This is a genomic window from Clostridium sp. CCUG 7971 (assembly GCF_017590215.1).
GTDB lineage: Bacteria > Bacillota > Clostridia > Peptostreptococcales > Peptostreptococcaceae > Faecalimicrobium.
This window is the reverse complement of record NZ_JAFFPK010000024.1, coordinates 37700-61606: the sequence shown is the minus strand read 5'-3', so window position 1 is coordinate 61606 and position 23907 is coordinate 37700. Positions and strand designations below refer to the sequence as shown.

18 protein-coding genes are annotated in these 23907 nt (G+C 27.3%); 3 read left to right on the top strand and 15 right to left on the bottom strand.

Features of this window, described 5'->3' with window-relative positions:
• Window positions 1-107: 107 nt before the first annotated feature.
• Window positions 108-752, top strand: coding sequence for a Crp/Fnr family transcriptional regulator (locus JWF52_RS03565; protein WP_208331970.1), 645 nt, complete (start codon window positions 108-110; stop codon window positions 750-752).
• 34 nt (window positions 753-786) lie between these two features.
• Here JWF52_RS03565 and JWF52_RS03560 read toward each other — a convergent pair whose 3' ends face one another.
• The 7 genes from JWF52_RS03560 to JWF52_RS03530 form a co-directional block, all read right to left on the bottom strand.
• Window positions 787-1461, bottom strand: coding sequence for a copper homeostasis protein CutC (locus tag JWF52_RS03560; RefSeq protein ID WP_208331969.1), 675 nt, complete (start codon window positions 1459-1461; stop codon window positions 787-789).
• A gap of 86 nt (window positions 1462-1547) precedes the next feature.
• Window positions 1548-2429 (bottom strand): cation diffusion facilitator family transporter, encoded by an 882-nt coding sequence (locus JWF52_RS03555; RefSeq protein WP_208331968.1) that lies wholly within the window; start codon window positions 2427-2429, stop codon window positions 1548-1550.
• A 183-nt stretch (window positions 2430-2612) separates the two neighbouring features.
• On the bottom strand, window positions 2613-3710 hold the full coding sequence (gene dinB, locus JWF52_RS03550) for a DNA polymerase IV (RefSeq protein ID WP_208331967.1): 1098 nt from the start codon (window positions 3708-3710) through the stop codon (window positions 2613-2615).
• Window positions 3711-3993: 283 nt separating this feature from the next.
• A complete protein-coding gene (locus JWF52_RS03545) occupies window positions 3994-5502 on the bottom strand; it encodes a DUF1846 domain-containing protein (protein ID WP_208331966.1) in 1509 nt (502 codons plus the stop codon).
• 332 nt (window positions 5503-5834) lie between these two features.
• Entirely contained in the window at window positions 5835-6023 is a 189-nt protein-coding gene (locus JWF52_RS03540) for a hypothetical protein (protein ID WP_208331965.1), read from the bottom strand.
• A gap of 110 nt (window positions 6024-6133) precedes the next feature.
• Window positions 6134-9382: an FtsX-like permease family protein gene (locus tag JWF52_RS03535; RefSeq protein WP_208331964.1), complete on the bottom strand. Its 3249-nt coding sequence runs from the start codon at window positions 9380-9382 to the stop codon at window positions 6134-6136.
• A 2-nt stretch (window positions 9383-9384) separates the two neighbouring features.
• Window positions 9385-10089, bottom strand: coding sequence for an ABC transporter ATP-binding protein (locus JWF52_RS03530; protein ID WP_353654865.1), 705 nt, complete (start codon window positions 10087-10089; stop codon window positions 9385-9387).
• Window positions 10090-10582: 493 nt separating this feature from the next.
• On the opposite strand from JWF52_RS03530, the gene JWF52_RS03525 reads away from it, so the two are divergent.
• On the top strand, window positions 10583-11338 hold the full coding sequence (locus JWF52_RS03525; protein ID WP_208331963.1) for an SGNH/GDSL hydrolase family protein: 756 nt from the start codon (window positions 10583-10585) through the stop codon (window positions 11336-11338).
• A gap of 14 nt (window positions 11339-11352) precedes the next feature.
• On the opposite strand, the gene JWF52_RS03520 is transcribed toward JWF52_RS03525, so the two are convergent.
• From JWF52_RS03520 to JWF52_RS03500, 5 genes are all read right to left on the bottom strand, one after another.
• Window positions 11353-12549, bottom strand: coding sequence for a DHHW family protein (locus tag JWF52_RS03520; protein WP_208331962.1), 1197 nt, complete (start codon window positions 12547-12549; stop codon window positions 11353-11355).
• Between the two features lie 14 nt (window positions 12550-12563).
• On the bottom strand, window positions 12564-13979 hold the full coding sequence (locus JWF52_RS03515) for an MBOAT family O-acyltransferase (RefSeq protein ID WP_208331961.1): 1416 nt from the start codon (window positions 13977-13979) through the stop codon (window positions 12564-12566).
• Between the two features lie 587 nt (window positions 13980-14566).
• Complete coding sequence (locus JWF52_RS03510; RefSeq protein ID WP_208331960.1) at window positions 14567-16228, bottom strand: ribonuclease J; 1662 nt, start codon at window positions 16226-16228, stop codon at window positions 14567-14569.
• 222 nt (window positions 16229-16450) lie between these two features.
• On the bottom strand, window positions 16451-17473 hold the full coding sequence (locus JWF52_RS03505) for a BMP family lipoprotein (protein WP_208331959.1): 1023 nt from the start codon (window positions 17471-17473) through the stop codon (window positions 16451-16453).
• Window positions 17474-17692: 219 nt separating this feature from the next.
• On the bottom strand, window positions 17693-18880 hold the full coding sequence (locus JWF52_RS03500) for a M20 metallopeptidase family protein (protein WP_208331958.1): 1188 nt from the start codon (window positions 18878-18880) through the stop codon (window positions 17693-17695).
• Window positions 18881-19134: 254 nt separating this feature from the next.
• Here JWF52_RS03500 and JWF52_RS03495 point away from each other — a divergent pair, with 254 nt between their 5' ends.
• The gene (locus tag JWF52_RS03495; protein ID WP_208331957.1) at window positions 19135-20340 is read left to right on the top strand and encodes a zinc dependent phospholipase C family protein; all 1206 of its coding nucleotides are present in this window, start codon (window positions 19135-19137) and stop codon (window positions 20338-20340) included.
• Window positions 20341-20399: 59 nt separating this feature from the next.
• On the opposite strand, the gene JWF52_RS03490 is transcribed toward JWF52_RS03495, so the two are convergent.
• The 3 genes from JWF52_RS03490 to JWF52_RS03480 all read right to left on the bottom strand — a co-directional run bounded on the left by JWF52_RS03490 (window position 20400) and on the right by JWF52_RS03480 (window position 23896).
• Window positions 20400-21269 carry a hypothetical protein gene (locus JWF52_RS03490; RefSeq protein WP_208331956.1) on the bottom strand — a complete coding sequence of 290 codons (870 nt, stop codon included), beginning with the start codon at window positions 21267-21269 and terminating at the stop codon, window positions 20400-20402.
• A 58-nt stretch (window positions 21270-21327) separates the two neighbouring features.
• Entirely contained in the window at window positions 21328-22440 is a 1113-nt protein-coding gene (locus JWF52_RS03485) for a YkvI family membrane protein (RefSeq protein ID WP_208331955.1), read from the bottom strand.
• Window positions 22441-22591: 151 nt separating this feature from the next.
• Complete coding sequence (locus JWF52_RS03480) at window positions 22592-23896, bottom strand: MATE family efflux transporter (protein ID WP_208331954.1); 1305 nt, start codon at window positions 23894-23896, stop codon at window positions 22592-22594.
• Window positions 23897-23907 lie beyond the last annotated feature (11 nt).

Sequence of the window (23907 nt, the reverse complement as noted above, 5' to 3'; positions counted from 1 at the left end):
TTTTTAATGTGTATTTTATATACTTATTATAGTTTGAAAGACTATATATTTTCCGTAACCTATGTTACAATATCAAAATATAATAAATTTTTTTAATAGGTGATTTTATGTTTAAAAATAAAACCAGAAATGAGATAATGGATTTTTTTAAAGATTATAATTGTAAAATAGTTAAGTTTTCTAAAAATGATATAATTGCTTTAGAAAGTTCTCCATGTGAAAAAGTTGGATTAGTTTTAACAGGAAATGTTGATATTAAAAGAATTTTAACAAGTAATACTGTAATTCATTTATCTTCATTTGGACCCGGGCGCTTATTTGGAGAAGTAATTGCTTTTTCAGATACAAATCGTTATCCTGCTACAGTTATATCTGCTACTAATAGTGAGATCATGTTTATTGGTAAAAATGATTTTATAAAGTTTTGTACTCACCATCCTGACTTTTTAAGTATGTTCTTAAATGAACTAACTAATAAAATAATTACTCTTAACAAATCAATAGCAGGTTTATCTTTTAGTAGTATTCGCCAAAAATTAACTAACTTTTTGCTTACTGAATATAATATTCAAAATAGTTTATTTATTGAGCTAAACATGACAAAACAAAAACTATCTGAAATATTAGGAGTTCCTAGACCATCGTTGTCTAGAGAACTTATAAATATGAAAAATTTAGGTCTTATCGACTATTCTAAGGATTTTATTAAAATATTAGATAAAGATGCACTAGAAGAGATATTAATGGAATAAGAGGCATAAACATGCCTCTTATTTAGATACTATATTAATTTTTTATTATTTTTACTAATTCTTTTAGCTTAACTTCATCAATTTTTCCAAATGGATTTTTATCAACTCTTATAGCTGTACCAAAGTGGTAATCTTTAGCACTAGTTTTTTCTTTAATTTCATTAATATTGCTAAAGTTTAATCCTCCACCTAAAAGTATATTTATATTATTTGATTTATACATCATTTTTTTTATTATGTCTATATTATCAAGTATGTTTCCTTTTCCTCCAGATGTTAATATATTTGTTATTTGACTATAATTATTTAATATATCTATACCTTTTATACAATTAGTTTCATCTATTGCCTTATGAAAAGTTACATCTAAATTACCACATTCTTTTAATAAAAATTTTAGATTAGCTTCATCTATATTATTGTAATTATCTAATAAACCTAGTACAATTCCATTTGCACCAATATTTTTAACTATTTCAATATCCTTTAGCATTATACTTATATCTTCATTACTATAAACAAAGCTATTTGCATGATGCCTTATCATAACATTTACAGGTATATCTACGCTATTTACAACCGCTTCTATAAGTCCAAAACTAGGTGTTACTCCACCTTCTGTTAATGCACTTACAAGTTCAATTCTATCTGCCCCACAATATTCTATTATTTTAGCATCTTCTACTGTCATCCCTATTATCTCTAGCATACATCCTCCTAATACTTTTTCTTTTGTACATTTCTAAACTATATTTAATTTATAAGTATTTTACCATTATCTATATACTAAATAGTTTAATTTTTATTTTTTTTATAAAAAGGTTCTATATGAAGTATTACTTGAGCACTTTCATTTATTCTGTCCTGTATTTTACCTTCTATTTCGTGAGATAGTATATGAGATTTCTCTACGCTTATACCCGGTTCTATCATTACGTGCATATCTATATGAATGTCATTTTCGCTTCCTCTACTTCTTATGTTATGAACTTCTTTCACTTCATTAAATTCCTCTACAACATTTCTTATATCTTCTTCCTCTATTATCGCTTGGTCCACTAGCACTCCTGTTGAAGATTTAAATATTTCGTATGCTGAGCAAATTATAAATCCTGAAACTATTAAAGATGCCAATGGATCAATCCATGCTGGTAACCCTAGCTTAACTCCTATCAAAGTTAATAAGACCCCCACAGATACTAATATATCACTTCTTGTATGCAATGAATCAGATATTAATATATAGCTATTTAGTTTTTTACCTATCCTATTTTCATAGGTACATACAAATATATTTATTAAAAGTGTTAAAATTAACACTAGCAAACTTTCTGTTGTTATAGATGGTTTTGCTACATTTTGAAATCTTGAAATTGCATCAAAAATAATTTTACCTGCCATTGTAACAAGCATAGCACCTATAAACAAACTTGCCATCACTTCAAATTTTTTATGTCCGTATGGATGTTGTTTATCATTTGGCTTTGATGCGATGCTTATTCCTATTATTCCAACTATATTAGATGCACCATCTGAGAATGAGTGAAAACCATCAGCTGTCATACTCGTACTTTTAATAGATAGTCCTATAATAATTTTTAATAAAGATACTGCAAAGTTAGCAAATAAAATAACCCATAGAACTTGCTTTACTTTTTTATAATTATTAATTACCATAAGTTTCCCTCCTAAAAATAATATCCACTTTCCTATAATAATAGATTTCATTTGCATATTATCTAAAAAATCCATGGAAGAGTTTTTAATTAAAACTATCCCATGGACTTAATTCCACTGCCATAAAGGCCCGGCTAAATAATAAATACTGCCTGTTTAGTAAAAGTGACTATATTTTTTACATTAATTTTTTATACTATCTATATATTCAAATATTGTTATATTTGTGCATTCATCTTTTTTATCAATTAAATTTGAAACAGTTACTCCTAGAAGCCTTATTTGCTTATCATTAACTTCTACATTATTGAACAAATTATATACATTTGTTCTAATATCTTCATGATTGGATATGGGGTGTCCTAAACTTAAACTTCTTGTTATCTGAGTAAAATCACTATACTTTATCTTTATGGTTATGGTTTTTCCAAGCTTATCACAATAGTCTAGTCTATGTGAAACTTCTTCACATATTTCACTTAATATATCTACAACTTCTTCTTCGTCAATACTTAGATTACTTCCTAGTGTAGTTTCTGCTCCTACTGATTTTCTTTCTCTATGAGGCTCTACTGGCCTATTATCAATTCCTCTTGCAAACTGATAAAATATATAACCTCTATTTTTAAATATATTTTCTAATTGATTCAAATCTAGTTTCCTTAAATCATATCCAGTATTTATACCTAAATGTTTAAGTGTCTTTTCTGTTACTTTCCCTACTCCAAAAAATTTATTTATAGGCAGATTATCAAGGAATTCTTGTTTATTTTCATGTGTTATTACTGTTAATCCATTTGGTTTTTTATAGTCAGACGCTAACTTAGCTAAAAATTTATTATAGGAAACCCCTGCTGAAGATGTTAATCCAACTTCTTTTAAAATATCTTCTTTTATTCTCTTTGCAACCTCTGTTGCATATTTTATATTTTTCTTATTGTTTGTAACATCTAAATAAGCTTCATCCAATGAAAGTGGCTCTACTAAATCTGTATATCTATAAAATATTTCTCGTATTTGAGCTGATACTTGCTTATATACATGAAATCTTGGTCTTACAAAATAAGCATAAGGACATCTTTTGTATGCTATTTTAGCTGGCATAGCTGAATGAATTCCATAACTTCTCGCCTCATATGAACATGTTGCAACTACACCTCTACTCTGAGGATTACCTCCAACTATTACAGGCTTACCTCTTAGCTCTTTATTATCTCTTTGTTCAACAGATGCATAAAATGCATCCATATCTATATGTATTATCTTTCTATTTTCATCCATAATTATCACCTTATTATATATTTTAAGCAGCATACCTGGTTTATAGACCGTTTAAGCCACATGTGGATGAACCACTTAAACGACATAATCGAATTTTTTATTAGTTTTAAAAAATAACTTGCAAAATTTTCAAAAAACCTTTAAAATAGGTATTCCAAGGAACTAAGTTATCTTATGTACTTGTTAACCGTATATTTATATTTATTTTTAAGATTATATAATTTTATATAAGAAAGACCATACTACATCCGTTGTAATATGGTCTTATATTTTCTATTTTTTATTAGTTAGCGTAATAAAGGTTTCTTGATGGATATTCTGGATCACTTGTAACATCTATTCCAAGTTCTCTAAATGTTTGTTCATCATTCTTACTTAATATAGTTGTTGAATGAGCTTGTGCTCCTTTTAACATAGGTAATGTTTCAAGAACTGCATGAGCTGTTGGATTTGTAACTGCACATATACTTAATGTAGTTAAAACCTCTTCACAACTTAACTCTGGTGTTCTACTTGCTAATGTTTTAGTTTTTAAATTTACAATTGGTTCAACAATAGCTGGTGATAATAAATGTATATCATCAGATATATTCGCTAAGTGCTTTATAGCATTTAATATAACTGCTGCACTTGCATTCATTAAGTTTGAGCCTTTACCTGTAAGTATTGTGCCATCATTTAATTCTAACGCTACTACTGGACAAGCATTATCTTTGCTAGCAGTTTCTTTTAATTTAGCACTGTATTCTCTAGCAGGCTTAACTACACTTCTATCTTCTGGCTTTAATCCTACTTCACTCATTATTAATTGAATAGTATCAAAAGCACCTTTATCAAATTGACCTTTTTTATATTCACAAGCAGTTTTAAAGTATCTTCTTATTATTTCTTGTCTAGAAGCTTCTTTAACTACTTCATCATCTACTATACCAAATCCTACCCTATTAACACCCATATCTGTTGGTGATTGGAATATAGATTCTTTTCCTGTTATTTTTTCTATTATTTTTTTAAGAACGGGGAATAATTCTAAATCTCTGTTATAGTTTACTGACATTTCACCATATTTTTCTAAATGGAATGAGTCTATCATGTTAACATCTTTTAAATCAACAGTTGCTGCTTCATAGGCTATATTTACTGGATGTTTAAGCGGTAAATTCCATACTGGGAAAGTTTCAAACTTTGAGTATCCAACACTATTTCCTCTTTTATTTTCATGATATAACTGACTTAAACAAGTTCCAAGCTTTCCACTATTTGGTCCTGGAGCTGTTACTACAACTATTGGCTTAGTAGTTTCTATATATGGATTAGCTCCATATCCTTCATCACTTACTATTGTATCAACATCACTTGGGTATCCTTTAGTTGGAGCATGTTTATAAACTTTTATACCCCTTCTCTCTAATTTATTTATAAATACTGTTGTAGCAGGTTGTCCTTCAAATCTAGTAATTACTACACTATTTACGTCTAGTTCATAAGTTCTTAAGTCATCTATTAATCTTAGAACTTCCATATCATAAGTTATTCCGTAATCGCCTCTTATTTTATTTCTTTCTATATCTCCTGCATAAACACATATAACAACTTCAACTTTTTCTTTCATATGTTGTAGTACTTTTATTTTTGCATTCTCATCAAATCCTGGTAAAATTCTTTTAGCATGTAAATCACCTATTAGTTTTCCACCGAATTCTAGATATAACTTATCAAAGTTATTAACTCTTTCTAATATGTACTTAGATTGTTCCTCTAAATACTTTTTGTGATCAAATCCTATTTTCATATTTCCACCTCACTAAATTATTTTGTTTTGTTAGCCGTATATTTATATTTATTTTATTGGTTTAAAGTAAAAATCCCTATAATTTACTTAATACTCTAGCGGTATTTTTTTCAATTATTTTTCACTTTAAGACTATATTATACAGTTAAGCTAGCTATATTTCAAGACGATTTTAAGTAAAAATTAGCTATATTCATATATGCAGATGCCTATAATCCAAGTCTATTGCTAAAGTTTATCAATCATAATTTTTATTTATGAATCATACATAAATATAATTTCTTTATATGTAAAAAAGTAGACTGTCTAATGACAGTCTACTTTTTTAATTATTAACAACCACAACCGTCGTCAAATATACCACCCATTCCACAAACTATTAATAATAATATTAAGAATGGTATCCAATCACATATATCAAATTCTGCCCATGTATCTTGGAATACTAAGAATAAGAAGAATAGTACTATTATCCAAATTCCTCCTGCACAATCACATCCGCCAAATAATCTGTCTAACATTTTGCTACCCCCTGTTGTATTTAATTCTTTGGAGTTTTACTCCTAATTTATACTATGAGAGTTTTTTGATTTTTGACATTACTTTTTTAGAATATAAAAGATTTATAGTCTTAATCTACAGATTTTAAGGACTCTACCATTTCTACATTCTTTAGTTTATAGTACATAGCTAGGTTAACTATTAAACCTAATGTGATTGTAAGAACCGCTGCAATTAAATAACTACTACTTTCTATAATTCTACCAAACATCATACTTTCTATTTCTACAGTTACCATTATAAATTGGTGTAGTAATTTTCCTATACCTAATCCTGTTATAGTACCTATTACAGTAAGTATTATATTTTCTCTATAAATATATGCTGAAACTTCATTATCATAAAATCCTAGAACTTTTATAGTTGCTATTTCTCTTATTCTCTCTGAAATATTTACATTTGTAAGATTGTATAACACAACAAATGCTAACGCTCCTGCTGATATAGTCATTATTAAAACTACATAGTTTAAATTTTCTATTGTAGTTTCAAAATTTTCCTTAAGACCTGTGTTAAAGCTTATTCCATTTACTCCAGATTGGCTTATAAGTTTTTTAGAAATATTATCTTCAGCTGATTTTGATTCATTATTTAAAATACCAATTACTCTATTATAATCTACATCTCTTTTAAATACTTCTTTATAATATTCTTTTGAAATATAAGCATAATGTGATATATAATTTTCAGCTATACCTAGTACTTTAACTCTAGCCTTCTTATCTTTATTGTTTACAATATCTATACTATCTCCTACTTTTATATTTAAATCTCTAGCCGCTTTCTCACTTAGTACTATCCCTTTATTATTTAACTCTATTTTCTTTTGTGATTTTCTATCTTTAAGCCTTACAAAATTTTTAAATTCATTACTATTTTTAGGTATAACTATATTTATAGATTTCTCACTTTTGCCTACAGATATTTTACCATTTTGATTGTTTATAAATTGATAGTTTGATATATCATTTTCTTCTTTGATATATTTTTCTACATTTATCAATTCACTATTTTTTATATTATTATCCAAATTAACACTCATATCATATTTAAATATACTTCCATACTGACCATCTACTATCATTTGTATAGAGTCTTGTATCCCAAGTCCCGATAATATTAAAGCACTACACCCTGAAATGCCAAGTACCGTCATTAAAAATCGCTTTTTATATCTAAATATATTTCTTATAGTCACCTTACCTATAAAACCTATTTTATTCCATATAAATGGAATTCTTTCTAACATTATTCTCTTTCCATTTTTAGGTGCTCTTGGTCTCATTAAAACCGATGGAGTCTCCCTAAGTTCTTTAAAACATGCTGAGTATGCTGCTATAGTAGTTATAAGTATCGCTGTTAAAGTAACACCTACTGCTAATCTTACGTCAAATACTAAATCTACAGGTGGTAATGTATACATTATTCCATAAGAATTGAATACTATTATAGGAAATACTGTATATCCTATCATTAATCCTAAAATACTCCCTAAAAGACTTGCACTCAATGCATAAAGTATATATTTTTTAGCTATTTGACCTGTTGTATACCCAAGCCCCTTTAATGTACCTATATTTATTCTTTGTTCATCTACCATTCTAGTCATAGTAGTTAAGCATACTAATGCTGCAACTGAAAAGAAAAATACTGGAAATATCTTTGCTAGAGCGTCTATACTATTTGCACATCCTGCATATTCTGCATAAGAATAATGACTATTTCTATCCAGAATATACCACTGTGGCTTTTCTATTTTCTTTATATCATCTTCTGAATCTTTTATCTTATTTTCAGCTTTTATTAATTCATCATTTGCTTTTATTTTAGATTCGTTTAATTTTTCTTTTGATTTTTCTATTTTTTGTTTTTGTTTTTTTAACTCATTTTCAGCTTTATCAAATTCTAATTTTGATTTAGCTTCCATATTAATAATATTTTCTTTTTCTTTAGATAATTTTTCTTTATTACTATCTAATGTAGCCTTAGTACTTGAAAGCTTATTTTCTATATCTTTAAACTGTTGTTTTTTATTTTCTAATTCATTTTTTCCATTTTTATATGAGCTGTTTAATGTCTGTAATACTAAATTATTTTTACTTAATTCCTGAGTTAATTTATTTTTTTCTTCTTCACTTAAATTTTCTTGATTTAGTTTTTCTTCTAGTGATGAATTTAAATTATTTAAGTAATGTATTTGTTTATTTAATTCTTCTAACTTATTTTGTGCATCTATAAAACCTTGCTGAGCTAAATTTTTATTTTCATTAAATTCGTTTAAGTGATTTTCATACTGTTTGTATCCATTTTTAAGCTCTCTTTCTCCTAAACTTATTTGATTCTTTCCATTTGATATTTTCAGAGATACTTCATTCTTTTTATTTTTTAACCGATTTTCTCCACTTTCTATTTGTTTACTATATGTATTTATATCACTTTCAGCTTTTTTTAATTCATTATTTACTTCATTTTGTTTATCTTCAAATTCTTTTTTACCTTTTTGAAGTTCTTCATTAGCTGCATCAATTACTTCATTGTATCTTTTATCTATTCTAGATTTTGATATGTTATCTAATTTATCAGTAACTTCATTTACCTTATCAAAATACTTATCACTGTAAGAATCTTCGCCTTTAGCTCCATCTACAGTTAAAAACGCCTCCGTATATGCTTCTATTTTAAAGTCTTCTTGTGGAATCATTACTATTTTATTTATTGCTCCACTTCCTATACTACTACTTCCTTTTTCATAAGAAAGATAGTAAGGAGTTTCAATATATCCAACTACTGTATATTCTGTATTTTTTAAGCTATCACTAATGTTTTTATCAGTTCCTGATTTTAATTTTATTTTAGTACCTAAAGGTATTTTTAATTTCTCTATTTTATTTCTTTCTATTACACATTCTCCAGATTTTTGTGGCAATCTTCCTTCTACAAGTTTTACTCTATTTATGTAATCATCATTATTATTTTCCATATTATTCAATTCTAATGAGTGCACTTTTAAAACTTGTTGATTAGATTTATACTCCGTTAAAACATCCATAGAGTATGTCGGAAAAATACCTTTAACCCCTTTAATCTTTTTTATTTCAGATATATCATCATCAGTAAGCCCTAATGTAGATATAAGTTTTATATCCATAAGATTATAATCATCATAGTATTTATCCGATGTATTTTTCATAACTATTGGTGAAACTTTTATTCCTGAAAAAAACGCGACACCCAAGGCTACTATAAATAATATGGATAAAAATCTACCTTTAGATTTTCTTATGTCCATTATAATATCTTTATTTAAAATACTTTTCATTACTACCACTCAATCCTTTCTACTTCAACCGGATTTTCATTAATAGTAACATTTTCTATCTTACCATTTTTAACTTTTATTACTTTATCACCCATAGGAGTTAAAGCTAAGTTATGAGTGATTATTATAACTGTCATACCCATTTTTCTGCAAGTATCTTGTAGCAATTTAAGAATTGATTTTCCTGTATTATAGTCTAATGCTCCTGTTGGTTCATCACATAATAATAATTTGGGATTTTTAGCAAGAGCTCTTGCTATTGCTACTCTTTGCTGCTCTCCTCCAGACAATTGAGCTGGGAAATTTCCTTTTCTATTTTCTAGCCCAACAGCTTTCATGATTTTATCTATATCAAGTGGATCTTTGCAAATCTGTGTTGCTAGTTCAACATTTTCACGTGCAGTTAAATTTTGAACTAAATTATAAAATTGAAAAACAAATCCTATATCAAATCTTCTATATGTTATTAAATCTTTATTTGAAAAATTATTTATTTTTTTATTATCTACTATTACTTCTCCACTACTAGAACTATCCATTCCACCTAAAATATTTAAGATTGTACTTTTACCAGCACCACTAGCACCTGCAACTACTACAAACTCACCTTTATCTATAGAAAAGTCTACTCCACTTAATGCACTTATTTCAATCTCTCCCATTTTATATATCTTCTTAACATTTTTAAATTCGATAAATTTGCTCACTTGTTCCCCTCTATTCTTATTTAAATTTAATTTAGTATATTATATCATAACTAAATCATTCTATTTCTTTTCTAATTATTTTATTAGAAAAACATTAAAGGAGATAATTAAAACTTCACATAGGTCTATATATTAGCATATACTATTTACATTTTGACAATTTGAATATTTTTATAGTTCATAGTATATACATATATTAAATAGTCTACTATCATTATTTAAACGTATCGGAAAACACTATAGAAATATACATAGAACATCATTAAATTATTAGATATTATTTTATTTATACCTTTATCAATCATTTCTTTAATCATACCTTAAAACCCAAAGCTATTATACATAAATAAAAAATAGACTCATGACTAAACCGTTAAAAATAGCCATCTATTGATACTTTTTAAAATCAACCTTTGCTATTAAATATCATATCCTTTTATATGAATAATTTATCTATACTTCTATATAATAAAGCATATAGGAGGATTATCGTATGAAAAGGAAATTTATCTATTTAATATTACCAGCGTTAATAATATGTATTGGAATATATAATTTATTTAGCTCAAATAACATATCATCTGCATTTAGTGACACTCAAAATAAATTACCTTTAAATGAGGTATATTTCAATAAGTGGAAAGGTAAGTCATGGATAACTTTAGGTGATAGTATAACAAAGGCTAATGGATATCAGCATAAACTTAAGGATATCTTAGGATTTTCAAAAATTGATAATATTGGTGAAAATGGACACACAATGGCATACCAACCTAAAAATAAGTCAACATATACAGTTGGAAAATTAGTTAATTATAAAGAATATGATTTGGCTACAATTTTTATTGGAACTAATGACTTTAGATATAATAAAAAACTAGGAAAAATCAAAGAAAGCGGAAGTAGTGGGTTTGATAAAACTACATTTACAGGTGCATATCAACTATTAATAGAGACTATTTTATCATCAAATCCTTATATAGATTTAGTTTTGATTACTCCGCCTCAAAGAATTCATGATGGATATGATATTAGCTTTACCAATGAAGCCGGAAGTAAACTGATAGATTATGTATCTGTTATAAAAACATTAGGCGAGATGTATTCACTTCCTGTCTTAGATTTATATTCTGAAGGTGGTATAACAAAAGAAAATATGAATACATTTACAAGAGATGGGCTTCATCCAAATGAGGTTGGATATGAACGGATATCAGAAAAAATGTATAGATTTTTATTAGATATATAAAAAAAGAGAGAATATTAAATATTCTCTCTTTGTTCTTTGATTACATCTATCATTGTTTTAAAGTCCGTTGTATTATACATAAACATAACCATATCCGCATCACTATTTCTTATAATATTATCAATAGATAAATCAATACTTTCAATATATCGAGGATCTACTAGTTGTACTTCTGAAAATATATCAGCAAATAACCATGATGTAGGAGCTTGATATGAATCTCTTATGATAAGTAATTTTTTATCAGATAAAGCATCTTCATTTCTAATTTTTAAGATAGAACAAGCATTACCAAACATATATGTACCACCGTATAAAATTTCTTCTTCATTTCTACGAGTACCTATAACATCTTCTTCCTTGCATTTAGTTTCTGTTTTTCCATCAAATTTATAATATTCATAATTAGGTCTATTTTTTAGATGAACGTATGGAATAGTTTCATCTTCTTTTACTAAATTATTTAAATTTTTATTATAACTTCCTAGAAAATATCCTTTATCAAACATAGTCTGAGTATAGTTATCCCAAGAAATATTATTTACTATATTCATATCTTCAATGATAGATTTAAAACCTTCGTAAGCTCCTATTCCATTCCAATGATGATCTGTTTTAAAATATAAATTTTCTCGTTGAGACTCATTAAACTCTTTTAAGAAATGCTCATCTACATCTATACAATTTATATTTTCTAAATCTAAATAACGTTTAAAATTATTTTTATTATCAATAGCATTTTCTAGTCCATCAGTATACTTAGGATATAAATGTGTTAACATACTTTCTTTGTGTGGTATAGAAACATAATAAACTTTTTTATTTGAATTTACTGCTATCTTAGATAATTCATTTATTTCATTTGCAGCATCTTTCAATTCTTTTTCAGACATTTTTTTTGATGGTGTTGGCATTATCCAGTTATCATCTAGTAAGTAATAATTTTTAACTTTATCTTTACCAAGAAGTATTTCTGCCTTAGAGTATAATTCTGATAACTCTTCTCTAAATGGAAATTGATCAGAAAAATAGTTTTCAAATTTACCTGTATATTCTCCTGATTTAACATCTTTTAAAGTTGGCATTTGAGCCAATGTTCTATTTTCAGATGCACTATATTCTTTATCTTTAATTATTACAGAGATAAAGAAAGTTCCCATTATTATAGTTATAAAAGGAAGTGCTATCCATTTTGCTTTTTTATTATTCAATTTAACGCCCTCCCCTAGAATCTGAAATATAAAAATGGATTATATGTAGAATTTATCAATATTACAACTACCACAAACATTAATGACATTAAACAAGTTGAGTAAAGTCCATATATAAGATTACTTCCCACTAGTTTTTTATTTTTTGATCTCAATATCGATTTCAGTTTAGGTATAACAGGTGTTGCAAATATTATACTTAAAAATACAATATATCCAGAATCACTTATATAACGAACAAATGAATTATTATATACTGGATTTGAACCAATTCCAAATAAAATTTGTATAAATTCAGATGCTTGTACCATATTTTCTGCTCTAAAAAATACCCATCCAATCATTACTATTAGTAATAAGTATATATGTCTGAATACCTGTGGTAGCTTTTTTAGTAACTTATCTAAAAAAGCTTTTTCTATACCAATTAATACTCCATAATATAGTCCCCATGCCATAAATGTCCAATTAGCTCCATGCCATATTCCGGTTAAAGACCATACTATAAATAGATTTCTATATTGCTTAATTGGACAAACTCTATTTCCACCCAAAGGAATATATACATAATCTCTAAACCAACTACCTAAGGATATATGCCATCTTCTCCAAAATTCAGATACAGATTGCGATATATATGGATAATTAAAGTTTTCAAGAAACTCAAATCCAAACATTTTGCCTAAACCTATTGCCATATCACTATACCCGCTAAAATCAAAATATATTTGAAGTGTGTAACATATTATCCCTAACCAAGCTTCAAGTGTAGATAAATTCGATGACTGTACTGCAAAGATTCCATCAGATATTAGACCTAATTGATTTGAGAATATAACTTTTTTACCAAGCCCTATTATGAATCTGTCAACGCCAGATGCAAATTTATTTATAGAGTGCTTTCTACTGCTTATTTGATCAGCTACTGTTTGATACCTAACAATAGGCCCCGCTACAAGTTGAGGAAATAAACTTATATATAGTGCTAAGTCAAATATATTTCTTTGAACTTTTCCATCTTTTCTGTACACATCAATTATATAGCTTATAATCTGGAAGGTGAAAAAAGATATACCTAAAGGTAGATTTATAACCGGAATACTTATCTTAACATTAAGTAAAGTGTTCAAATTATCTACAAAAAAGTTACTATATTTAAATATAACTAATATTGAAATATTAAAAATTATAGATAGTGTTAACCATAATTTATTTTTTTTCTTATCACTTGAAGATACTTTAAGCCCAAATATATAATTGACCCCTATAGATCCAAGCATTAAGAATATATACGTTGGTTCTCCCCAAGCATAAAAAAACAGACTTGCAAGTAATAACACGAAGTTTTTAAGTCTATCATTAACTAAATAATAAAATATAAAAACTATCGGTAAAAACAAGAATAAAAATACTAAACTGCTAAAAACCATATTGTCATATCAATTTAAATTTATTAAATTGATATACTCACCCCTTTCAATTTACATATACTAATCCATTTAGTTTTACAATTTTTTATTTCACCTTTAAATATTCATACCCCCTAAAATATAACATACTTTATTTTTTTCACCAATACGTTTGGCCCAACTGATTATTTTATAGACCCAACTGTCATAAATCTACCTTAAAATTATATAAATTCTACTCTATGATTTGAATTGTATTAATTTATGTTCATAAAAAATCACACATTAGTTTTTAATGTTAAAGTAATCTAATTATTACGATGCATAAAATTTAAAACTTTCAGAATGTGATAACCTTAGAGATTTTGATGAAAAATAAAATAATCATCTTAAAGTAACGTATGAATTTAAAATACCAAGCTGCTCTCAATTATCAAGGTTAAATGCGTCTAAATCTGTAAACTATTTTAAAAAAATATATTGTTATTTTGTATTATTTGACTTCAACTTTTCATATTTACATTATTATATATAATTCATACTCATTCATTTATAATTGTTCTTCTAATTTATAACTATAACCTTATTATTGTTGTAATATTTTTTATTTATACTTCCATTATTATAGTAAACACACTTGGTCTTCTTTTTGTTTTATCATATAGAAGATGTTCTACTGATTTTCTTACATGAACTTTTAGTACTTGCCACTCTAAAATTTGTTTTTCTAAACATTCCTCTATTTCATTTTTAGCCACTTCTTTTATTTTATTTATTAAATCTTCTGATTCTCTTGCATATATAAAACCTCTAGTTATTATATCTGGACCAGAAACTATACTATAATCTTGTCTATTTATAGCTACAACAATAGTAACCATACCATCTCTTGCTAAATCTCTTCTATCTCTTAATACAATATTTCCTACATCTCCAACTCCAAGACCATCTACAAATACTACACCTGTATGAACTTTTTTAGCTTTATTTGCACCTTCTTTTGAAATTTCAAGTACTTGACCTGTTTCTAATGTAAATACATTCGATGGCTTCATTCCTAGCTTTATAGCTAAATCACTATGGTGTTTTAAATGTCTATATTCTCCATGAACGGGCATAAAGTATTTTGGTTTAACTAGTGTATGAATTAATTTTAACTCTTCTTGATAAGCATGTCCTGATACATGTATTTCTTCTAAATCTTCATAGATCACCTCTACACCTTTTCTAAATAATTGATTTATAACTCTAGATACTAATTTGTCATTTCCAGGTATGGGAGATGCTGATATAATAAATAAATCATCTTTTTCTATTAATATTTTTCTATGAGACCCATATGCTATTCTAGAAAGTCCAGCCATAGGCTCTCCTTGACTCCCCGTTGTTATTATAGTTATATTCTCATGTGGATAATTATTAATATCATCTATATCTATTATATTTTCTGGTGGTATATGAAGATATCCTAAATCTATAGCAACTTGAGATATATTTTCCATACTTCTTCCACTAAAAGCTACTTTTCTATTATGTGTAACTGAAGCATTTGCAATTTGTTGCATTCTATGAATATTTGATGCAAAAGTAGCGACTATAACTCTACCTTTTGCATTTGAGAATAATCTAGTCAAAGCTTCACCTATAGTTTTTTCTGATAGCGAATGACCTTTTCTTTCAACATTAGTACTATCTGCCATTAACAATAATACTCCTTTTTTACCTAAAGTAGCCATTCTACTTAAATCAGTAACTCTTCCATCTATTGGTGTATAATCTATCTTAAAATCTCCTGTATGTAATATAACGCCTATTGGAGTATGTATAGCTAAGGCACATGCATCTGCAATACTATGAGTTACTTTTATAAATTCAATTTTTAAGTTTTCTAATTTAATTTTTTCTCCTGATTTTACAGATTTTAAATCACATATCTCTAGCATATTATGTTCTTTTAATTTATTTTCTACTAGACCTAATGTAAGTTTAGTTCCATATACAGGCATATTTATTTGCTTTAAAATATATGGAATTGCACCTATATGATCTTCATGTCCATGTGTTAAAAACAATCCTTTTATTTTATCTTTTTTATCTAATAAATATTTTACATCAGGTATTACTAAATCTACTCCATACATATCTTCATCTGGAAATGATATTCCACAATCAATTACTATAATTTCATTATCATATTCTATACCCGTAATATTTTTCCCTATTTCTCCAAGACCTCCTAGAGGAATTATCCTTAGCTTACTATTTTCCATATAAATACTTCTCCTTTATAATTATTTAATTTATATAAACTATTATCATATTTCAAATTTAAATATATCTTTGTTTTCAATTTTATTTTTAACTAGTCATTATTAGTTTTCTCTAAATACGTATAATAATTCCATTTTTAATATAATCTTTTGAGAAATTTATATAAAAAAAGCTATAGATACTCTAATTGAGCAATCTATAGCTTTTGTGTTATGCTTGTATTATTTTACAAGAGCTTCGTATTCCGCTTTAGTTTTAGGAGCTTTTAACTCTCCTTTTTTGAATTTAGCGGCTTGTTCGTTTACGAAATCTATTATATCTTGAGGTACTAAGTTTTTAGTAGTTTCAGGTATTCCCACTGCATTTTCATCAAGTCCGTACACAGTAGTAGCTCCACCTTTGAATTTACCTTCTTTTAAACCTTTAGCTAATTCAAATACACCTACATCAACTCTTTTTATAGCTGAAGATAATACATTCTTTGGTGCTAAATCACTTTGATCTCTATCAACACCTATAGCAAATTTATTATTTTCTTTAGCTGCTTCTATTGCACCTGTTCCAACATCTCCACCTGCTATAAATAATATATCTGCATCTTTTGAATACATTTGATTAGCTATTGCTTTACCCTTTGCTTGATCTGTAAATGAGTTAGCATATTGTGTTTGTATTTCTATACTTGGGTTAACAGCTTTTACTCCTGCCATAAATCCATATTGGAAAGTTTCTATAACTGGTAATTCCATACCACCTATAAACCCTACATTATTAGTTTTTGTCATCTTTCCTGCTACTAATCCTACTAAGTAGGCAGATTGTTCAGCATTAAATTGTATAGTTTCTACATTTTTAGGTATATTTTCATAAGTCTCATCTACTAATGCAAATTTTTGTTCCGGATATAATTTAGCGCCCTCTTCTATAGCTCCCGATAACTTCATTCCAACTCCTAGTATTAAATCTACTTCTTCATCTGCTAAAGTCTCTATATTACTAGCATAATCAGAATCTTGTTTAGACTCTAAATATTTTACTTTTATTCCTAATTCTTTTTCAGCTTTTTTAAGACCTTCCCACGCACTTTGGTTAAATGATTGGTCGTTTACACCAGCCACGTCTGTTATCATACCTATAGTTATTTGTGAATCATCTTTTTCTTTAGTTTTTCCCGAACATCCAACTAACATAGATGCTGATAATATTGTTGTCATTGCTAGTGCTGCTATTTTTTTAAGTTTCATGCTTTAACCTCCTGATATTTTTCTAAAAAAAATCCTTTTATCATCATGATAAAAGGATAGTTAGCTTTTTTCTATGTTTTAACTATTCAAATATCTTTTTAGTCTCTCTGGACCAAATTAAAGTTTATTTTTGTAATTTATTTATAAATTTTCCTTAAGTATTATCACATTTTATATAGTATTTGTCAATATATTTTTACTTTTATATCAATTATTATTTTAATTTTTATTAAAATACAATGCATTAGCAACATGTATCATAACACCAATCGACAAACATTCCTCATCAATATTAAATTTTGATGTATGCAATGGTTCTATTATACCTTTTTCTTTGTTCCCGCATCCTAAGTTAAAGAACACACCTTCACACTCTCTAGTATAGAAAGAAAAATCCTCGCCCCCTAAAGATGGTTTTTCCTTCATACTAAACTTATCTTTTCCTAGTAATTCTTCAGTATTTTTCTTTACTATATCCACTAAAAATTTATTGTTTATAACAGCTGGGTATCCATATTCATCTAAGTCTAATTCTCCACTACATCCAAAAGCTAATGAAACATTTTCTATTATTGTTTTTATTCTATTTAGCATAAAATCTCTAGTTTCTTGATTTAATGTTCTTAATGTTGCTTTCATATTTATCTCATCACATATAATATTTTGTGCTTCTCCCCCACATATCTGTCCTATTGTCAATACTGCCGAATTAAGTGGAGATAAATTTCTACTTATTATACTTTGTAATGCTGTTACTACATGCGCTGCTGCTAATAAAGCATCAGCTCCATTTTCTGGATATGCTCCATGCGCTTTCTTTCCCTTTATAGAAATCTTTAATGTATCAGTGCTTGCATTTAATGTATTATATTTGGTTTCTATAGTTCCTGTATCCACAGTTGGCATTACATGAAGACCAAATATATAATCTACTTTTGGATTATCTAGACATTTATCTTTTATCAGAAATCTAGCCCCACCTACAGTTTCTTCTGCAGGTTGAAATAAAAATTTAACATTAATATTTAGTTTATCTTTTATTGAATAAAGTACTTTACATGCACCTAGTAGTATTGATGTATGAGCATCATGACCACACGCATGCATTACTCCTTCATTTATTGATTTGTATAAGGAATCTACTTGCTCTTTTATTGGAAGTGCATCTATATCTGCTCTTATTGCTATTGTTTGGTTTGAATTTTCATTAATTATATATGCCATTATTCCACTGTGATCTTTAAAATCTATATAATCTATTCCTATTTCTTTTAGGTATTTTATTATTTTTTTCTTAGTTTCATATTCTTTTTCTGACAATTCTGGTGTCTTATGAAGATCTCTTCTTATATTAACAAGCCAGGGTTTTATATTTTTACAGTCTTTAATTAACTTCTCTTTATCCATACCAATTTCTCCTCATATTATTTTAATTAAAAGTATTATAATATTTATGCTTAGTTAGTTTTTATATTACAATTTATGCAATAAAAGGAACTTTTCAAAATAAAACAAAAATTTATAAAATTTAGTTAAATGTCTCATTTCAGTCCACGATATTCCTATTTTAGTCCAATATTATTATTTTAGAAAAAATAAATGATAATATCATAGTCAAAAGGGAGTTTTAAAAATTTTTGGGGTTATATGGAGGAACAGTTATGAAAAACAGAGTTTTAAAAAAATCAATTAATGCATTTTGTGTCGTAGGTTTATGTGCTATTATGGGAGGCACATCTTATGCATGGGATGGTAAAAAAGATGGTACAGGAACACATGCATTAATAGCAGAACAGGGGTTAACTATGCTAAATAATGATTTAAGTAAAAATGAATCACCAATAGTTAAACAAAATATAGAAATATTAAATAAATATATTAAGGATTTAAAAGTAGGATCAACTTATCCTGATTATGATTCAAACGCATATGATTTGTATCAAGATCATTTCTTTGATCCTGATACAGGTAATAACTTTACACTAGATAATAAGTGGTATGTAGCATCACCTATATATGATACAGCTGAAACTCAAGTAAGAAAATTTACAATTCTAGCACAAAATGAGTGGGAGAAAGGTAATTACCAAGAGGCTACATTTTTATTAGGTCAAGGGCTACACTATTTAGGCGATTTAAATACTCCTTATCATGCGTCTAATGTAACTGCTGTAGATAGTCCAGGTCATGTTAAGTATGAAACATTTGTGGAAGAAAGAAAAGAAAATTATGCATTAAACACAACTGGAACAGATACTACTTCAGGCGTATATAAAGAAGCATCTAAAAATAAAAATTATGATGAATGGATGACTCAAAACTCAATTTTATACGCTAAAAAAGCTAAAGATTTATATTATAGCCATTCAACTATGAATCATAGTTGGGAAGATTGGGGTTACTCAGGAAGAGAAGCTGTAAAAAATTCACAAGTGTGTACAGCAGGTTTCTTATATAGATTTATGGATGAGGTATCTAAAGATAAATCTACGGATTTAAATAGCAATATGGCTAGTGAATTTAATTTAGTATTAAAAACTGCTGACAATAAATATGCAGGAACAAATGATAATGTGTATTTTGGATTTGAAACAAAAGATGGAATAAAAAATGAATGGATATTAGATAATGCAGGTGATGATTTTGAAAGAAATCAAGTAGATAACTATTTATTAAAAACAAAAGATAATTTGAAATTTGATACCAATAATATAACTACGTTTTGGATTAGAAAAGATAATATGACTGTTGAAAGCGATGATTGGGAGCTAAGTAATTTAAAATTAATAGCAAATGGAAAGGTAATACTTCAAAAAGATATAAATAAAGTATTATCAGGAAATGAAACTTACTATATAGGTAAATAAACAATAAAGGGGATGTATATTTTGAGACAACCCCTTTTATATAACTACTATTATCTTTTTTACTTAACAAACTTATTAACAAAATTTATCATCATAGGTTTAAATATTCCACTGTAGTCAACTATTTGAGCTACCTGGTTTTTATTTTCTGTTTGTGAGTTGAAGTTTGCTATTTTAAAAGTAATATAACTATCTACTTCATTAATTAAGTACCCTACATCTTTAGTATTAGATATTTCTAAATCACCCATATCTAAGTCTAATTCTTCTACTATTTCTTTATTTCCACATAAAATGCCTTTTGAATATGTACTTATATCTGTAGCAAATACTATATACTTAGCTTTAGCATCTTTATCATCAGATTTTATAAATAAGCGGTCTGTTAAATTACTTTTCACCATATTAACAGGTATTAAACTTTCATCCACTGCCTCATCTAAGTTTTCTTTTATAGTATTTATAAAACCTTCCATATCAAACTTATCTGATTCTACTTTTAATATATTTAATGTTTCTATATTTTCTTTAGGTATGTAGTTTGATACATTTTGAAAAACATGATATATATCTTTTATTTCATATCCTTTATTTATGTAATTTTCTTTTATTTCATACTCTTCATCAAATTCTTTAATTAATTTAGGTAGTTCAGTTTTTGTATTTGCGTCCTTTATACTAGTTACAAATGGTATTATTTTATTAGGTTTCATTAAAAACATTTCTAATGGCTTTATCGTTGCATTTGCTTCTTTTATATCACTCTCTTCAAATGCTACTTCTATACCATCTTCTAAAAATGCTACTTCAACTTCCATTTCATACTCTTGCTCATCTATTACATTTGTTCCCACTGGATACATTACTATTAATTTACTTTTATCAAAAACGTAACCAAATGAATAGTCTATCTCTAATTGTTTATTCATATTATTTCTCCTTTGTTTTAATTATGTAATTATATTATCATAGTTTTACCTAATCATTCTAATCTTTTTTACAAGTTAGCAATCTATTAATTTTACAACCTCGCCTATTAAATACGCCTGATTTTTTTATAAATATTGATACTAATATAACTACTCCAAATAAACCTGATATTGGATATATTAGGTTAACTAACATCGCAAAAGGTAATCTTCCTCCTATAAATCCTGCTACAGTACATAAAATGGCTATTATTGCAAATTTAGATGTTTTTTCTTTAGCAAAGCTACTACATACACTCCAAAGTAGTGGAACTGCCGTAGTATAAATTCCAGCTATAAGCATTAAAGAAAACATAACTCCAACTATTGGCCCTATTTTATCTGCCATATATAATGTTGGTATTTCTGTCATATATATATTTTGTATATCTGACATTATTCCTAAATTTAAAGTTATAGCCGCAATCATAAATGCTATACCACCTAAAATTCCACCCCATATGCAATTTTTCCTATTTCTAGCTGTAGTGCCTACTCCTACTAAAAATGGTGTTGCTATAATTAAATTTAGACCACTATAAATAATACCTGTTATAGCCCAGCTATCAATTGCTTTAGTAACGTTTATTGTAGATATTATTTCATTTACAGCAAGAAATGATTCATAATTTCTTGCAATTGTAACAACACCTACACCAACTGATATTATTATAATCATAGGCCCTATATTGCCCAATATATCTATTAGTTTATTCATCCCCATTAGTACTGATCCAAGAGCTAATAGTGCAAGGATCAATGATCCTATATTTTTATCTATTCCGTAGTACTGATTAATAGATGCACCTGCACCAGATATCATAACTACAAAACTTAAAAAGAAAAATATAGGCATAAAAAGTTTAAAAAAACCTCCTATCAAGTTGCCACATAAATATGTAAAAATATCATTACTTGATCTTAATTTTGCACTCTTTCCTATTTCTAACAAACTAGCCCCACAATAAGCTAAAACTACCATACATATTATATTTGATAGTATACTTATCATTCCATGTGCTGAAAAAAACTGCATAATTTCTTGTCCTGTTGCAAATCCCGAGCCTATACAAACAGATATATAGGTTCCTGCAAATCTCATAATTTCTTTGAAGTTACTCCCCCTACTCATCTAAAGTCCCTCCTATAATAATAGTTTTCCCCTTTATTTATCTATATGCTTGTTCAATATTATTAATATCATTTTATTTAAAAATAAAAACTCTACTTCAAATAAGTTAATTTTATTTAAAGTAGAGCACTATATTTATTATTTATATTATTTAATTTGATACTGCTTTATAAGCATATTTTTGTATATTTGCTACTTTAGATATAATAATCATTGTTATAAATTCTGTTACAAACATACTGACCCATATACCATTGGCCCCAAATATTTTAGATAAAACAATTAGTATAATAGGAAGAACTAATATTGAACGTAGAGCTCCTATTAAATTTGAATACTTAGTAAATTCTATCGCTTGATAGTATACTGTTGTGGTTAAATTCTTTCCTATTAAAAAATATGCTAAATTCGTCATGTTAAGCGCTATATAAGCCATATCAATTATTACCTTATCTGATGTAAATATTCCTATTATAGGCTTTCCAAAGAATAAACATGTAAGGAAAAATCCAGTAGAAATTATCATACTAGTTTTAACAGCTAACCCATATACATTTATTATTTTATCTGCATCTTTAGCTCCAAAATTATAACTCATAAGAGGCTGTGCACCTAAAGTTACCCCTAATAATACTAAGTATATATTAGTAGTAATATAGTTTACTACTGCATAAGCTGAAAGTCCCATTTCTCCAATTACAAAAGTTATAGCAATATTATGAATAAGTATCATTACTGAAAAAGCTGCTTCTGCAATAAATGATGGGAAACCAACTTTTATAGCTTCCATTATAATTTCTTTTTCCATTTTAGATTTTCCAAATGTAAGCTTACCCCTTTTTCCTATAAAATGAGGTACTATTATTAAAACTGTTACTATTTGGCCTAAGCCCGTAGCTACTGCTGCACTTTTTATACCTAATCCTAATTTAAATATAAATATATAGTTTAATGCTATGTTACATATAGTACCTACTATAGTAGATATCATTGCAAGATTTGGTCTACTATCATTTCTTACAAAACTTCCAAGTGCAATTCCTAATAAATTTGGTATACAAAACATTGCATAGTATCTTAAATATTCTGCAGATAAATCTTGAAGATTTTCTGTAGCCCCCATTAATTTAACTATTGGAGATGCAAAAATAACACATACAACGCTAAGTGTTAAACTTATAATAACTAAAAACTTCATTACCTGTCTAAATACACTTATAGCTCTTTCATCATTTTTTGCTCCAAAGTTTTTTGAAACTAAAGCTCCACCACCAACTGCTACCATAGTAGCAAGACCAAAAAATATTATAGTAAGTGGCATAACTATATTTACAGCTGCAAGAGCTAAATCCCCAACACCTCTTCCTAAAAATACTCCATCTAATACTGTATTAAATGAAGCTATACACATAGCTAAAGCTGATGGTATAGCATATTTTAAAAATTCTTTTGACATATACTACAACC